The 15760-nt window shown below is 65.5% G+C and carries 12 protein-coding genes; 4 read left to right on the top strand and 8 right to left on the bottom strand.

Annotated features, from left to right (window positions below; all coding sequences use genetic code 11):
- Positions 1-175: 175 nt before the first annotated feature.
- From RAD04_RS24015 to RAD04_RS23995, 5 genes are all read right to left on the bottom strand, one after another.
- Positions 176-1912: a methyl-accepting chemotaxis protein gene (locus tag RAD04_RS24015; RefSeq protein WP_461625736.1), complete on the bottom strand. Its 1737-nt coding sequence runs from the start codon at positions 1910-1912 to the stop codon at positions 176-178.
- Between the two features lie 179 nt (positions 1913-2091).
- Positions 2092-2358 carry a DUF6894 family protein gene (locus RAD04_RS24010; RefSeq protein WP_028141644.1) on the bottom strand — a complete coding sequence of 89 codons (267 nt, stop codon included), beginning with the start codon at positions 2356-2358 and terminating at the stop codon, positions 2092-2094.
- 164 nt (positions 2359-2522) lie between these two features.
- Complete coding sequence (locus RAD04_RS24005) at positions 2523-3122, bottom strand: hypothetical protein (protein WP_091967312.1); 600 nt, start codon at positions 3120-3122, stop codon at positions 2523-2525.
- Positions 3123-3235: 113 nt separating this feature from the next.
- Positions 3236-4222, bottom strand: coding sequence for an acrylyl-CoA reductase (NADPH) (gene acuI / locus RAD04_RS24000; RefSeq protein WP_461625735.1), 987 nt, complete (start codon positions 4220-4222; stop codon positions 3236-3238).
- Positions 4223-4264: 42 nt separating this feature from the next.
- Complete coding sequence (locus RAD04_RS23995; RefSeq protein ID WP_461625734.1) at positions 4265-5518, bottom strand: MFS transporter; 1254 nt, start codon at positions 5516-5518, stop codon at positions 4265-4267.
- 340 nt (positions 5519-5858) lie between these two features.
- On the opposite strand from RAD04_RS23995, the gene nadA reads away from it, so the two are divergent.
- The 3 genes from nadA to nadC all read left to right on the top strand — a co-directional run bounded on the left by nadA (position 5859) and on the right by nadC (position 9660).
- Complete coding sequence (nadA, locus tag RAD04_RS23990) at positions 5859-6965, top strand: quinolinate synthase NadA (RefSeq protein ID WP_461625733.1); 1107 nt, start codon at positions 5859-5861, stop codon at positions 6963-6965.
- A gap of 207 nt (positions 6966-7172) precedes the next feature.
- Complete coding sequence (locus RAD04_RS23985) at positions 7173-8771, top strand: L-aspartate oxidase (RefSeq protein WP_461625732.1); 1599 nt, start codon at positions 7173-7175, stop codon at positions 8769-8771.
- Between the two features lie 10 nt (positions 8772-8781).
- Positions 8782-9660, top strand: coding sequence for a carboxylating nicotinate-nucleotide diphosphorylase (gene nadC / locus RAD04_RS23980; RefSeq protein WP_461625731.1), 879 nt, complete (start codon positions 8782-8784; stop codon positions 9658-9660).
- Between the two features lie 169 nt (positions 9661-9829).
- Here nadC and RAD04_RS23975 read toward each other — a convergent pair whose 3' ends face one another.
- The 3 genes from RAD04_RS23975 to RAD04_RS23965 form a co-directional block, all read right to left on the bottom strand.
- Positions 9830-11278, bottom strand: a complete 1449-nt coding sequence (locus RAD04_RS23975) for a cell wall hydrolase (protein ID WP_461625730.1) — start codon at positions 11276-11278, stop codon at positions 9830-9832.
- Positions 11279-11722: 444 nt separating this feature from the next.
- Positions 11723-14674 (bottom strand): pyruvate, phosphate dikinase, encoded by a 2952-nt coding sequence (ppdK, locus tag RAD04_RS23970; RefSeq protein WP_461625729.1) that lies wholly within the window; start codon positions 14672-14674, stop codon positions 11723-11725.
- 96 nt (positions 14675-14770) lie between these two features.
- Positions 14771-14926, bottom strand: a complete 156-nt coding sequence (locus RAD04_RS23965) for a DUF3096 domain-containing protein (RefSeq protein WP_080670142.1) — start codon at positions 14924-14926, stop codon at positions 14771-14773.
- 231 nt (positions 14927-15157) lie between these two features.
- On the opposite strand from RAD04_RS23965, the gene RAD04_RS23960 reads away from it, so the two are divergent.
- A complete protein-coding gene (locus RAD04_RS23960) occupies positions 15158-15511 on the top strand; it encodes a DUF1236 domain-containing protein (RefSeq protein WP_091967335.1) in 354 nt (117 codons plus the stop codon).
- Positions 15512-15760 lie beyond the last annotated feature (249 nt).

Here is a 15760-nt window from a genome sequence, read left to right as displayed (position 1 = left end):
CGCAGTACGCGAAGGACGACTCAGCATCCGGGAAATTGCGGCAATCATGACTGCGCCGCTTTTCCGGAAGGTTAACCCTGCGCGCGACGGTCGCGGCGACGAGATACGCGCGCGAGCAGCCGCCACGCATTCACGCGCGATGGTTGCAAGCATGACTTGCCGAAAGACGCCACCGTCAGGCGGCGCGCACGGTGCCGAGAAACTTGCCGACCTCGAGCTTGAGGCGGTTGCTGTCGCCGGACAGCGATTGCGCCGCCGCCAGCACCTGCGAGGACGCCGAGCCGGTCTCGCTCGCGCCGTGCTGCACGTCGGTGATGTTGGACGACACCTGATGAGTGCCCTCCGCCGCCTGCTGCACGTTGCGGGAAATCTCCTGCGTCGCCGCGCCCTGCTCTTCGACGGCAGCTGCGATGGTCGAGGAGATCTCCGACAGCTTCTCGATGGTGTCGCTGATGTCCCTGATGGCGCCGACTGAATACTCGGTCGCAGTCTGGATGCTGGCGATCTGCTGGCCGATCTCGCCGGTCGCCTTCGCAGTCTGCTCGGCGAGCGCCTTGACCTCGGAGGCGACAACGGCAAAGCCGCGGCCCGCCTCGCCGGCGCGCGCGGCTTCGATGGTCGCATTGAGCGCCAGGAGATTGGTCTGGCCGGCGATGGTGTTGATCAGCTCGACCACGTCGCCGATCCGCGCCGCCGCCTTCGACAATTCGCCGACGCGGTCGGTCGTGGTGCGGGCCTGGCTGACCGCTTCGCTTGCGACGCGAGCGGATTCCTGCACCTGGCGGCTGATCTCGGTGATCGACGACGACAGCTCCTCGGTCGCCGACGCCACCGACTGCACGTTGGTGGACGCCTCTTCGGAGGCGGCAGCAACCATGATGGTGAGCTCCTGTCCGCGCGCCGCAGTCGACGTGAGCGTCGACGCAGACGCTTCCAGTTCAGTCGCGGCCGATGACACGGTATCGACGATCTCGCCGATCGCCGCCTCGAAGCCATCGGCCAGCTTGGACATCTCGGCCTTGCGTTGCGCGGCTGCAGCCTGATCCTGCCTGATCTTGGCCTCGGCCTCCTCGCGCGCCTTCTGTTCGGACACGATCTTGAACTTCTCGACAGCCGCCGCGACACCACCGACCTCGTCCTTGCGGCCGAGACCGGGCAGCACCACGGAAAAGTCGCCGCCGGCGAGCTTGTCCATGGCCACCGTGAGCGCGCGGATCGGCCGTGCGATGGTCAGGAACGACAGCAGCCAGGAGCCGAGGAGGACGAGCGCCGTGAAAGCGCCGATGACCATTGCGATATGCTCGCTGGACGCCATCTCCCGCGCGGAGGCCGCAACCTCCTCTTCGCTTCTGTGCCTGGCGACGTCGGCAATCTGATTGGCAGCCTGGTCCATCTCGCCTGCGATCGGCAAGGTGACCTCGCGGGCAAGACGCGTCCCCTCATCGACGAGCTTGGCGAGGCGAGCAGCGGCATCCTCGCCCGTGAGAGCCAGGGCGGCACCGCGCACGGATGCGAGCTGCTGAGCTCCCTTGAGATAGTTCGCCGTGAGCACCTTGAGCTTCTCGATCCTCGCGCGGTTTTCCGGCACGCGCGAGAGCGTGAGCATTGCGTCGGCAACCTTCACCAAATGACCGGCGCGTTCGGCCAGCGCGTCGCGCGCCTTCTGCAGTTCATCTGAATTGTTGGCGAGGCGGATGTCGCGTGCGGCGAGCTGCATGGTGCGCGCCGCGAGCTTGGATTCGACTGCCTCGCGCGCCAGCTCCTGCTGCTCGGACGCCGTCTGGCTGGACCGGCGCACGTTGCCGTTTCCGATCACCTGACCCGCGATCATCGCGAGGACCAGGAGGATGCCGAGCGCCGATGAGATCGCCAGCTTGGTCCCAATCCGCAAATTCTGAACGAGGCTCAACATGGGCATGCTTCCCCCTAGGGAATGCGCGGCCGAGTCATTGCCAGCCGCCCTCGGCGTTGATCGCCCTTGTCCGAAAAGTATGCGTTCGCCATTCCAATTTGGTTAACGCGACCTCCGGGCAAATACTGGATCGGTAGGAAAACCCCTTGAATTTCAGCACGGTATGCGCGCTTAACAGGTTAATCACACGCAGTGATAGGAGCCCCGCTCTGCTGCGTTACGCTCTCGCCGACGAGGCTGATGCGAAAGACCGGCTTCTTGTCCTCGTCGAGCAGCTCCATGCACCACTCTGCGTTCGGCTTCAGGCCTCGCGCGATGCCGCCGAGCAGATTGGCGCAGACCTCGGTCATCTCGGTCCAGGCGGCTGTGCGATCCTCGAACTCGTACGGCTGGTCGGCGGCGCCGGAATAGCGACCGGTGCTGATGCGGAAGAAGTACAGTGACATCGTTGAACCCTTTTATCGGGCCGCGCCCCCCGGCCGTCCGCAAACTGGGGCGCGAACAGCTACCAACGCATGAAAGCCGCCGTCCGTAGGACTACGGCGCGGCGGCTTGGCGTTCGATGGACGTCTTCAACGACAAAGTGCGCGGACCGTCCCGCGCAGCCCTCTCACTGGGTGGAACGGCGCAGCTCCAGCGGGCCCTCGTTCCTGGCGGGCTCCGACTTGATCTCCGACTTCACCGGCTCGAGCCGGCTGCTCTCGACACGCGGCGTCTCGACGCGCGCGGCGACTTCGGTGTTGGTCGCGCCGACGGAACCGGTGTGCTCTGTCCTGTGCAGCGAGCGCGGACGCGCCGCAGCGCGCGCCATCAGCATCTGGTTGCCACCCTGGTGATGGAAGTCGCAATAGGCGAAGCCCATCCCCGACACCGAGCCGCGGAAGCTGCGATCGTCGGTCTTTTCCAGGTTGAAACACGGCTCGAACGGAATGCCCTTGATCGAGGCGCAGACGTTCTGGCCACGGATTTGGAGCGTATTGCCGGGCAGGCGGAGATGTTTGACCGGGCCCGCGCCGGAGAACTGCACCGCGCCGGCCGCGCCGAGATCGTCCAGGATGCGGCCCGCGCCGCGGGTGCCGTCGAAACAGGTGAAGGCAAACACCTTGCCCGCCACGAAGCGACGCGCCTCGTCGGCGTTCATGCCTCCGGCAAGGGCCGGCGCAAACGTTGCTGCCGCCGTGACAGCCCCCAACACAATACGCGCAAGCATGCTCAACTCCGAACCAACCCCCGCAGCGGGCGATGCCTTATCTCTTTACCCGCTGCTTACCATACTAACCATGGCGACATTGAAGCAGCTTGGTTGGTAAAGTCTGAACGCCGTTAGACAATTTTTACCACGGTGCGGCCGCGGACCTGGCCCGCCAGGATTTTAGCGCCCCACTCCGGCACCTCATCAAGAGGGATTTCGTGAGTGATTTCAGTTAGTTTGGTCCGATCCAGATCTGACGCCAGGCGCTGCCACGCGGCTTTCCGCGGCTCGATCGGGCACATCACGGAATCGATGCCGAGAAGGCACACCCCGCGCAAAATGAAAGGTGCGACAGACGACGGCAGGTCCAGGCCGGCGGCCAAGCCGCAGGCCGCGATCGCCCCGCCGTATTTCGTCATCGACAGCAGATTCGCCAGTGTGGTCGAGCCGACGCTGTCGACGCCACCCGCCCAGCGCTCCTTTGCGATCGGCTTGGCCGGCGCCGACAATTCATTGCGGTCGATGATTTCGGCTGCTCCGAGATGCTTCAGATAGTCAGCCTCCGAGGCGCGGCCGGTTGAAGCGATGACGTGGTAGCCGAGCTTCGAAAGCACGGCGATCGCGACCGAGCCGACGCCGCCCGCGGCGCCCGTCACCACCACAGGGCCGCTCTTCGGCGAGAGACCGTGCTTCTCCAGTGCCAGCACCGACAGCATCGCAGTGAAGCCGGCGGTGCCGATCGCCATGGCATCGCGTGCCGACAGGCCTTGCGGCAAGGCCACCAGCCAGTCGCCCTTCACCCGCGCCTTCTCGGCATAGGCGCCGAGATGGGTCTCGCCCATGCCCCAGCCGGTGCAGACGACCTTGTCGCCGGCCTTCCATTGCGGATGCGAGGATTGCTCGACCGTGCCGGCGAAGTCGATGCCAGCGATCATCGGGAAGCGGCGCACCACCGGCGCCTTGCCGGTGAGCGCGAGGCCGTCCTTGTAGTTCAGCGTCGACCATTCCACGCGGACGGTGACGTCGCCGTCCATCAGCTCGGCTTCATCGAACTGCGTCAGCGCGGCGGTGGTGCCCTTGTCCGCCTTGTCGATCCGGATCGCCTTAAATGTGGCCACGACTGAACTCCCTGACTTTGTTTGTCGGGGATGTTTAGCCGATCACACAGGCTGCGCAACCGCCCGAACGACAGGTTTCTCCACGATCGGAAGATTGATCAGCGCGGAAAGCACGCCGAACAGGATCGAGAGCCACCAGATCGGCGTATAGGAACCGAAGCGCTCGAACACGATTCCCCCTAACCAGACGCCGAGGAAGCCGCCGACCTGATGGCTGACGAAGGCAAAGCCATACAGCGTCGCAAGCCAGCGCGTGCCGAACATCAGCGCCACCAGCGCCGAGGTCGGGGGCACCGTGGACAGCCAGGTCAGGCCGGAGACCGCACCGAAAGCGATCGCCGAGAACGGCGTGATGGGGAACGAGATGAAGGCGAGGGTCGCGAGCGCACGCGTGAAGTAGATGGCCGAGAGGATGTAGCGCTTGGGCAGCGAGTTCTGGAGATAGCCGACGCTGAGCGAGCCGATGATGTTGAACAGGCCGATCGCCGCGATCACCCAGCCTCCGATTTGCGTCGAGATGCCGCGATCGACCAGGAAGGCCGGCAGATGCACGGTGATGAAGGCGAGTTGGAATCCGCAGGTGAAGAAGCCGAGCACCAGCAGCACATAGGAGCGGTGACCGAAGGCTTCGGCGAGCGCCCTGGTGATGGTCTGCTCATCCGCCGGCGTCGCATTGGCCGTCGTTGCGGCCGGCGGCGTCGAGAGCGCAAGTGACAGCGGGATGATCAGCAGCATCAGGAAGCCGAACACGGAGAGCGCCTGCTGCCAGCCGAAATTGTCGATCAACGCGACGCCGATCGGTGCGAACAAAAACTGCCCGAACGATCCAGCCGCCGTGCCGGCGCCAAGCGCGAGGCCGCGCTTCTCGGCGGGCAGCAGCTTGGTGAATGCCGACAGCACCAGATTGAACGAGCAGCCGGCGAGTCCGAAGCCGACCATGACGCCAGCGCCGATGTTGAGCGACAGCGGCGTCGAGGAATAGCGCATCAGCAAGAGGCCGCCGGCATAGAGCAGCGCGCCGACGCACATCACCCGGAACAGGCCGAAGCGATCGGCGACCGCGCCGGCGATGGGCTGGCCCAGTCCCCACAGCAAATTCTGAAAGGCGATGGCGAGGCCAAATACGTCGCGGCCCCAGGAGAATTCATGGCTCATCGGCTGCACGAAGAAACCGAGCGCCGAGCGCGGACCGAAGCCGAGCATACCGATCGCACAGCCGCAGAGAATGATGACGGCGGGGGTACGCCAGCTGGAGGACCGTGAGGCCGGCGCGAGTTCGCCCACTGATGTCGACATGGTAGTCCCCGTCTGTCATTGGCGGACTGCAAAGAGCCGACCGCGAACGCGTCATTTAATGCATTTGCATGAAAACCCCAAATCAAAAACGATTGCATTCCACGGGGAGCTGCCGCGGGAGCATTGCATTTCAATCTGGCCTCGCCCGACGCGTCGGACGACGATCTGACGAGATTGTGTGCGGCAGGGCCTAGCCGTCCTCGGCAGAGCGTGCTATTTCTGATTTACTCATATTGAGCATATATGAGGATCGATGAAACCCGCTCCGGCCCCTCGGCCGGATTACTCAGGCTCTACATATACTCATATTGAGTATAAATGACATGCGAGGGATGCTTTGATGCCGATCACTGAAATCTACGGTCCAGACGATTTTGCCAACCGGCCGCAGGGCCATCTCGCGTCCTCTCCCCGCCCCGCACCGGCGCCCACAGCGCGCGCGCTGCCGACGCCCTCGCTGGAATGGACGGCGGAGGTCGAACGCGCCACCGCCCCGCTCTATGAGCGCGTGAAGCACGTCATCCCCCCGATCGAGTGGCCGCTGATGGCACCGACGATCCTGGCGATCATCGAGCTGAAGCGCGCGCGGGGTGCGGTGATCCTCGCGCACAACTACCAGGCGCCGGAGATCTTCCACTGCGTCGCCGACATCGGTGGCGACTCGCTGCAGCTCGCGGTGGAAGCCACCAAGGTGGAGGCCAATGTCATCGTCCAGTGCGGCGTGCACTTCATGGCGGAGACATCAAAACTGCTCAACCCGGACAAGACGGTGCTGATCCCGGACTCGCGCGCCGGCTGCTCGCTGGCCGCCAGCATCACCGGCGCCGACGTTCGGCTGCTCCGCGAAAAATTTCCGGGCGTGCCTGTCGTCGCCTATGTCAATACGTCCGCAGAGGTGAAGGCCGAGGTCGATATCTGCTGCACCTCGTCGAACGCGGTGCAGGTGGTCGAGAGCCTGAACGCGCCAACCGTGATCTTCCTGCCCGATCGCTATCTCGCCACTTACGTGGCCTCGAAGACCGACGTGAAGATCATCGCCTGGAAGGGCGCCTGCGAGGTGCACGAGCGCTTCAAGGGCGAAGAGCTGCGCGCCTTTCGCGAGGCCGATCCGTCCGTCCAGATCATCGCGCATCCGGAATGTCCGCCGGACGTGCTGGCGGAAGCCGACTTCACCGGCTCGACCGCGCACATGATCAACTGGGTGCGCGAAAAGCGGCCACGGCGGCTGGTGATGATCACGGAATGCTCGATGGCCGACAATGTGCGCGCCGAGCTGCCCGACGTCGAGATGCTGCGCCCCTGCAATCTCTGCCCGCACATGAAGCGCATCACGCTCGCGAACATTTTGGACAGCCTGCTGACGCTCCGCGAGGAGGTGACGATCGATCCCGCGCTTGCGGATCGCGCAAGGCGCTCGGTCGAGCGGATGATCAATCTGAAGAACTAGCGACACATGCAGCGTCACACACAGCTGTCGCCCCGGACAAGCGAAGCGCAGATCCGGGACCCCCGCGCGAGCGCTCGCGCTCGTCGCGCTGACCACAGGGAAATGCGCTGCGAAGAAAGCCAACGCGCAGCTTCGCATCACAACATCCGCCGCGGCGTATGGGTCCCTGCTTTCGCAGGGACGACAGTGGAGTGAAAGGATAAAGCCATGACCAACACCATCCGCAAACTCACCCGCACCGATGACATCGTCATCGTCGGCGGCGGCCTTGCCGGACTGTTCTGCGCGCTGAAGCTGGCGCCGCGGCCGGTGACCTTGATCTCGGCCGCGCCGCTCGGACAGGGCGCATCATCCGCATGGGCGCAAGGCGGCATCGCCGCGGCGGTCGCCGAGAGCGACACGCCCGAAGCCCACGCCGCCGACACCATCGCGGTCGGCGGCGGCCTCGTCGACGAGGCGGTTGCACTTGGGATCGCGCGCGAGGCCGCGCCGCGCATCCACGATCTCTTGAGCTATGGCGTCCCCTTCGATCGCGATCTCGAAGGCAGGCTCGCCGTGGGACGCGAAGCGGCACACTCCGCACGCCGCATCGTGCATGTGCGCGGCGATGGCGCGGGCGCTGCGATCATCGCGGCCTTGAGCGAAGCGGTGCGCCGTACGCCGTCGATCCGCATCATCGAAGGGCTCGTCGCCGAAGCCCTCTTGACCGAGAGCGGTACCGTCGCCGGTCTACAATTGCGCGAAGCCGACAATCCCGCGGCACGGCCGTTCCTGCTCGCTGCGCGCGCGGTGGTGCTTGCCACCGGCGGCATCGGGCATCTCTACGCCGTCACGACCAATCCAATGGAAGCCAGCGGCTCCGGCCTCGCCATCGCCGCGCGTGCCGGTGCCGTGATCGCCGATCCGGAATTCGTGCAGTTCCATCCAACCGCCATCATGGTCGGCCGCGATCCGGCACCGCTCGCGACCGAAGCACTGCGTGGCGAAGGCGCGACGCTGATCAACGGCAATGGCGAGCGTTTCATGATTGCGCGTCACCCGCTCGCGGAGCTTGCGCCACGCGACATCGTGGCGCGCGGCGTATTCGCCGAGATCGCGGCCGGTCGCGGCGCCTTCCTCGATGCGCGGCAGGCGCTGGGCGCGCGCTTCGCCGACAAATTTCCGACCGTGCATGCGAGCTGCATCGCCGCCGGCATCGATCCGGCGGCGCAGATCATCCCAATTGCCCCGGCCGCGCACTATCACATGGGCGGCATCGCGGTGGACGGACGCGGCCGCAGCTCGATCGACGGACTCTGGGCTGGCGGCGAAGTGTCGTCGACCGGCGCGCACGGCGCCAACCGGCTCGCCTCGAATTCGCTGCTGGAGGCGGTGGTCTACGCCGCGCGCATCGCCGACGACATCGCCGGCCGCTCGATCCCCGCGCCTGCCCGCCTCCCCGACGCATTGGTGACACTGCGCGGCGGCGCATCGTCAGCTGCGGCCGTGAAGCAACTGCGGGCGATGATGAGCGCCCATGTCGGCGTAATCCGCGAGGGCGATGGCCTCACCGAGGCCGTGCACCACTTCGCCGCGCTCGAACGCGAGGCAACCAGCATCGCGCTGCGCAATATGGCGACGTCCGCCCTGCTCGTGGCCGCCTCGGCGTGGAGCCGCCACGAGAGCCGCGGCGCGCATTTCCGCTCCGACCATCCGGCTGAGGTTCCTGCGCGGGCGCAGCGAACGATGACGACGCTCACGGCGGCGTGCGAGATCGCGGAAAGCCTGAACTTCCTGCCGCGCGTTGCGCAACCCATGATCGCTTGATGGAGTCCCCATGATCACCCCGACCTCACTGCTCAACCCCGACGCCTTTCTCTCGCCGCTTGCGATCGACGAAGCGGTGCAGCGCGCGCTCGACGAGGACCTCGGCCGCGCCGGCGACATCACCTCGCTGGCGACGATCCCGGAAGCGACCAGGGCACAGGCGATCCTGGTCGCCCGCCAGTCCGGCGTAATCGCAGGCCTGCCGCTGGCACTCGCGACATTGCAAAAGCTCTCCTCCGACATCGAGGTGCGCGCGCATGTCCGTGACGCCGCACGCGTTGCCCGGGGACAGCAGGTGCTGACGATCTCCGGCCCTGCGCGCGCCATTCTCACAGCGGAGCGGACGGCGCTGAATTTCGTCGGCCGCCTGTCGGGCGTCGCGACGCTCACGGCCGACTATGTCGCCCGCACCGAAGGCACGAAGATGCGCATCTGCTGCACGCGCAAGACCACGCCGGGGCTGCGCGCGCTGGAGAAATACGCCGTGCGCTGCGGCGGCGGCTTCAACCACCGCTTCGGCCTCGACGATGCGATCCTGATCAAGGACAACCACATCGCGGTCGCCGGCGGCGTTGGTGCGGTGCTGGAGCGCGCCCGCACCCATGCCGGCCATCTCGTCAAGATCGAGATCGAGGTCGATACGCTGGCGCAATTGCGCGAGGTGCTCGATACCGGACTTGCTGACGCCGTTCTGCTCGACAACATGGACCTTGCAACATTGCGCGAGGCCGTGCGGATCAACGAGGGCCGTCTCGAGCTGGAGGCGTCCGGCGGCGTGACCCTGGACTCGATCGCGGCCATCGCGGCGACCGGCGTCGACTACGCTTCGGCGGGCGCGCTGACGCATTCGGCGCCGAACTTTGATTGCGCGCTGGATATTGAGATGTGAGATCACCGCTCTGAGCCCAGGGCTGGCTGCACCTCTCCCGCTTGCGGGGGAGGTCGGCGCGAAGCGCCGGGTGGGGGCTCTCTCCACACTGGGTTCTCGCCTGTGGAAACACCCCCTCCCCGCAAGCGGGAGAGGGAGCGCACCTTCACTGCCGCGACGATTGATTGCCTCAGCGCCGCTCGCTCGCGCCCATCTCGGCAGAACTCTTGGCTTCCTGCGCGAGCTCGGCTGACAGCGCGGCGGTCTGGGCCGGGGTGCCCCAGCTTGGTTCCTCGCTGCCGTCGCCCCAGGCGCGTGGCCGATAGAAGGTGTGCACGCCGGTCTTGTACATCTTCTTCATCTCGGCGACCCAGGACGGACGCACCCAGTAGGCATGATAGTGCGTGGACTTGCCGACCTCGGGCAACCAGATCTGGCCGTCGAGCATCGCCTTCGCGATCTTCTTGGCGCGCTCCCACATCTCGGGCTCGCGGATCACGTCGGCATTGTTGTCGCAGGCGAAGGTGAACTGGCAGGCGAGATGGCGGTGCTTGTTCTGATAGACCGCTCCGCACACGGTGTCGGGATATTTGCCGGAGAACACACGGTTCATCACGACTTGCGCGACGGCCATCTGGCCGCGCACGGCCTCGCCGCGCGATTCGAAATAGACGGCTTCCGCAAGGCACTTCTCGGACTTCGCGCGCGACTTGTCGTCGAGCGCGAGACGCTCCGCCGGCGATCGGGCGCGCTGGTTGTCGGCGTTGACCTCGCCCTTCGGCGCGACGCTCTCGCCGCTCTCGATATCCTTGGCGATGTCCACCGTCGGCGGCGACAGCGAGGCCGTCACCTTCATGTCGGGATCGGGCATCACGATCAGCGGCTCGGCGCCGGGCTGCCAGCTCTCGATACTTTCGAGATTGCCGCCGAGCGAGGAGCTGCCGAAGAACAGGTTGGAGGTCTTGACGCTGAAGGGATCCCGCACCGGCGTCGTCGGCGCAGTGGTCCGCTTAAGCGCCTCGAGCGGCTGCACCGCGAACGCGCGCGCGGCGTCGCTGGCGCGCGGTGGATTGGAATATTGCGGCAGCGGTGGCGCGCGGAGCGCTTCCTGGAGCTCGGGATCGAGCGCGGCCGCGGATTCCGGCGACATCGCCTGCGGCAGCGCGGCGGTCTTGGCGCCGAACACCGAGCTGTTCGACGTCGCGGGATCTTGCTGCGCCGGTGCCGCAGCGGGCGCTTCGAGAGTCTCGGTCGGTGTCACGGTGGCGAGGCGATCACCCTTCATGGAGCGATCGACCTTGGGAAAGTCGGAAGCCTGGTAGCGCGGCGCAGCCTGCAGCGCCGGATTGCGGCTGATCGCGCCGGTGACGTCGCGACCATCGAGGCTCGCCAGGCGAACCATCGCGCTCTGCGGAACCGAGGTGCCGATGGGGCGGGAAAAACTGTAGGTCGCGAGCTGGATCGAGGACGCCGCGGAGAACACCTGCTTCTGCCAACGCTCGGCGACGCCGGGTTGGCGCGCCAGCAAAGAGGCAATATCCTGATAGCCGGTCTCTCTCGGCATCAATGCGAAGATGCAGAGACCGATGCCGAAGGACGCGAACCGCGCGCCCTTCGGATGGTTACGCAACACAGACATCGATACGCTCACGCTACGCTTACGCCAGAAAAATCGAAACGCAGTACATCCGTGCAATTCGATCTTTATCGTAAGTATCCAATTTAGGTTGCCGGGGCGTTAATCGGCGTTGCGCGTGCGGCACACTCAAGCGATTGCAGGTGTTTTCACGGGGTGATCGCGCACGGTGGTAAATGCGTCGTCACGCGAAGCGGTAAACAACCAGTCAACGCGAATGGTGAAGGAACTCTTGCTGGCGCGTATCATTACGGGACGCGCGCGTGGTTCTTAGTTCCACCTCGTCATTGCAAGGAGCTCTTGCGACGAGGCAATCGAGGCTGCCGCCGTGGAGAGATTCTGGGTTGCTTCGCTGCGCTCGCCATGACGGGTTGGCGAGAGCATCGCGAAAACAAAAAGAGGCGGGGTTTTGGCCCCGCCTCTTTCATCCCAGCATTCTAGTTCTGCTTACGCCTGGCTGGCGATCGCCTTGCCGAGTGCGGCTTGCGCCGCTGCGAGCCGGGCGATCGGCACGCGGTAGGGCGAGCAGGAGACGTAGTCGAGGCCGATGTTGTGGCAGAAGGCGACGGAAGCGGGATCGCCGCCGTGCTCGCCGCAGATGCCGACCTTGAGCTTCGCCCGCGTCTTGCGGCCGCGCGCGACGCCAATCTTGACGAGCTCGCCGACGCCTTCCTGGTCCAGCGCGACGAAGGGATCGACCGACAGGATGCCCTTCGCCACATAGGGACCGAGGAAGCTCGCCGCATCGTCGCGGCTGATGCCGTAGGTGGTCTGCGTGAGGTCGTTGGTGCCGAACGAGAAGAACTCGGCCGACTCTGCGATCTCGGCCGCGAGCAGACAGGCGCGCGGCAGCTCGATCATGGTGCCGACCTGATAGGTCAGCTTGGTGTTGGTGTCGCGCATCACCGCCTGCGCGGTCGCATCGATCCGCGCCTTGACGAGGTCGAGCTCCATCTTGGTCGCGATCAGCGGCACCATCACCTCGAGGCCGACGGCCTTGCCGGTGCGCTTCTCGGCTTCGACCGCCGCCTCGAAGATCGCACGCGCCTGCATCTCGGCGATCTCCGGATAGGCGATCGCGATGCGGCAGCCGCGGAAGCCGAGCATCGGATTGAACTCCGAGAGCTCGCGCGCGCGGTCAGCCAGGCGCCGCGGGTCGGTATTCATGGCGCGTGCCACTTCCTCGACCTCGGCGTGGGTGTGCGGCAGGAACTCGTGCAGCGGCGGATCGAGCAGACGAATCGTGACGGGCAGGCCCTTCATGATCTCGAACAGCTCGACGAAGTCGGCGCGCTGCATCGGCAGCAGTTTTGCGAGCGCCGCGCGGCGGGACTGCTCGTCCTCGGAGAGGATCATCTCGCGCACCGTGCGGATGCGGGTCTCTTCGAAAAACATGTGCTCGGTGCGGCACAGGCCGATGCCTTCGGCGCCGAACTTGATCGCGGTGCGCGCGTCGTCGGGCGTGTCGCCGTTGACGCGGACGCCGATCTTGCGAACCTGGTCGGCCCAGGCCATCAGCGTGCCGAACTCACCGGACAGCTCCGGCTCGATCATCGGCATGCGGCCGGCCAGCACCTGGCCGAGCGAGCCGTCGATGGTGATGACGTCGCCGGTCTTGAAGGTGCGCGAACCGATGCTCATGGTGCCGCGGCCGTAATCGACACGGATGGTGCCGCAGCCGGAGACGCAGGGCTTGCCCATGCCGCGCGCGACCACCGCCGCGTGCGAGGTCATGCCGCCACGCGTGGTCAAAATGCCTTCGGCGGCGTGCATGCCGTGGATGTCTTCCGGGCTGGTCTCGATGCGGACCAGAATGACCTTGCGCCCGTCGGCCTGAAGCTTGGCGGCCTCGTCCGAGGAGAACACGATCTCGCCGGAAGCAGCACCCGGGGATGCCGGCAGGCCGGTCGCGATCACGTCGCGCTTGGCGTTGGGATCGATGGTCGGATGCAGCAGCTGATCGAGCGAAGCCGGATCAATCCGCGTCACCGCTTCCTTCTTCGAGATCAGGCCTTCATTGGCGAGCTCGACCGCGATGCGCAGCGCTGCTTTCGCGGTGCGCTTGCCGCCGCGGGTCTGCAGCATCCAGAGCTTGCCGCGCTCGACGGTGAACTCCATGTCCTGCATGTCGCGGTAGTGCTTCTCGAGCTGCGTGTAGATCCGGGTCAGCTCCTTGAAGGCCTCCGGCATCGCCGCTTCCATCGACGCCTTGTCGGAGCCCGATTCCTGGCGCGCTTCCTCGGTGATGTCCTGCGGCGTGCGGATGCCCGCCACCACGTCCTCGCCTTGCGCGTTGATCAGGAACTCGCCGTAGAGCTTGCTCTCGCCGGTCGAGGGATTGCGGGTGAAGGCGACGCCGGTCGCCGAGGTCTCGCCCATGTTGCCGAACACCATGGCCTGCACGTTGACCGCGGTGCCCCAGGATTCCGGAATGTCGTGCAGCTTGCGATAAGTCACCGCGCGCGCGTTCATCCAGGATGAGAACACCGCGCCGATCGCGCCCCAGAGCTGATCGTGCGGGTCCTGCGGGAAGTCCTTGCCGGTTTCGCGCGCGACGGCGTCCTTGTACTTGCCGACCAGCTCGACCCAGTCCTCGGCGGAGAGGTCGGTATCGAGGGTGTAGCCCTGGCCGTCCTTGAAGGTGTCGAGGATTTCCTCGAAGTGATGATGCTCGAAACCGAGCACCACGTCCGAGTACATGGTGATGAAGCGGCGATAGCTGTCATAGGCGAAGCGGCGGTCACCCGACAATTCCGACAGCGCTTCCACGGTCTGGTCGTTGAGGCCGAGGTTGAGAACGGTGTCCATCATGCCCGGCATCGAGGCGCGCGCGCCGGAGCGCACGGAGACGAGGAGCGGGTTCTTGGCATCGCCGAAGATCTTGCCGGTCAACTTGCCGACATAGTCGAGCGCCTTCTCAACCTGCGACTGCAACTCCTTCGGATAGGATTTGTCGTGGGCGTAGAAATAGGTGCAGACCGAGGTCGGTAGAGTGAAGCCCGGAGGCACCGGCAGGCCGAGATTGGCCATCTCGGCAAGGTTCGCGCCCTTGCCGCCGAGCAGGTCGCGCATCTCCGTGCGGCCTTCGGCCTTGCCGTCACCGAACGTGTAGACCCATTTGCCGGCCTTGCCCGCGGCTGGCGCCGCCTTGGCTGGTGCAGCCTTCTTCGCTGCAGGCTTCGCGGCGACCTTCGGCAGAGCCGCCTTGGTCACAGCCTTCGCAGCCGGCTTGGCAGCAGCTTTTGCGGCCGTTTTGGCGACCGGCTTTGCCGCAGCTTTGGCGACAGGCTTGGGTGCGCTCTTGGCAAGCGTCTTGCGGGCTGCCGGCGCGGCTTTCGCCTTGGCGGAAGACTTTGATTTCGCTGGAGTTTTATTGGGCTTCGAGGCGGCTTTGGCCATAGCTTGCACACAACCTGCGAGAGGAATGGGAATTCGCGGGCCTTACACCATTTTGGGCGGGCCCGCGCAAGTCGGACAGTTCCGGAAAATGAACCCCTAGAGGCGGAGCCATTTCAGGAGCCCGAGCCCGATCGCACCGTTCACAATAAGGAAGATCGCGACGATCAGGTTGAGGAGTCGCGGCATGATCAGGATGAGCACGCCCGCAATCAACGACAGGATCGGCGAAATGTGGGCGACGGTGATGTGCATGAACTATCTTTCTGTGGAGGTGGGGCGAATCGCGGGCGGATCATAGCCCTCCCGGTTCCGCGAGTAGAGACGCGCAAGACGCGTTGCGAGTTCCGGCACCCACGAAAACTGCCTGAAATTGCCGCGAATGCGGCAGGCCTTTTCCCGGAACATTGCCAAGGGTGCATGCATTGGCCAACCGGTCGCGCCATTGACGCGTCCGAAAATAAAATCACGTCGAAGGAGTTGTCCATGCGGAACAGGATTCTCGCTCTTGCAGCGCTCGCGGCCGCGATCGGCTCGCCACTTGCGGCGCAGGCGCAAAGCGGTGTCACCGTCGGACGCGCGCCCGCCGTGGTCGACAGCGCGCCGACCATTGCGGCCGATCAGCGGCCGGCCTTCCGCGACTATGTCGTCGAGCAACGTGTGCCAGCCTTCCGCATCCCGGATCGCATCGTGGTCGGCGCCACCCTACCCGAAAGCGGCGTCACTTATTATGACGTGCCGCAACGCTTCGGTGCCACCACCTATCGCTACACCGTCGTGAACGGCGAAACCGTGCTGGTCGAGCCGCGCTCGCGCCGCATCGTCGAGGTGCTGGACTGACGCCGACTGGCTGACATCGACTAGATGTCCGGCGCGTCACATCAGGCTGGCGCGAGCAGTGTTAAATCGGACATCAGGCCCCGCCCGGTCTTCCCCCCGCCGGGCGGGGCTCTTTTTGGGCAGGCGTTCGTGTTGACGCTCGTGTCCCGGACAAGGCGCAACGCGCAAGCGATGCGGCGCAGAGCCGGGACCCAGAAGCTCCGCGTACGCGGCCGGCATGGGCCCCGGCTCTGCAGCGCACCGCCAAGT

It is taken from the genome of Bradyrhizobium sp. 25ACV, from assembly GCF_054863005.1.
Note: the sequence above shows the minus strand (reverse complement) of the source record. Positions and strands in the feature narration are given on the sequence as shown.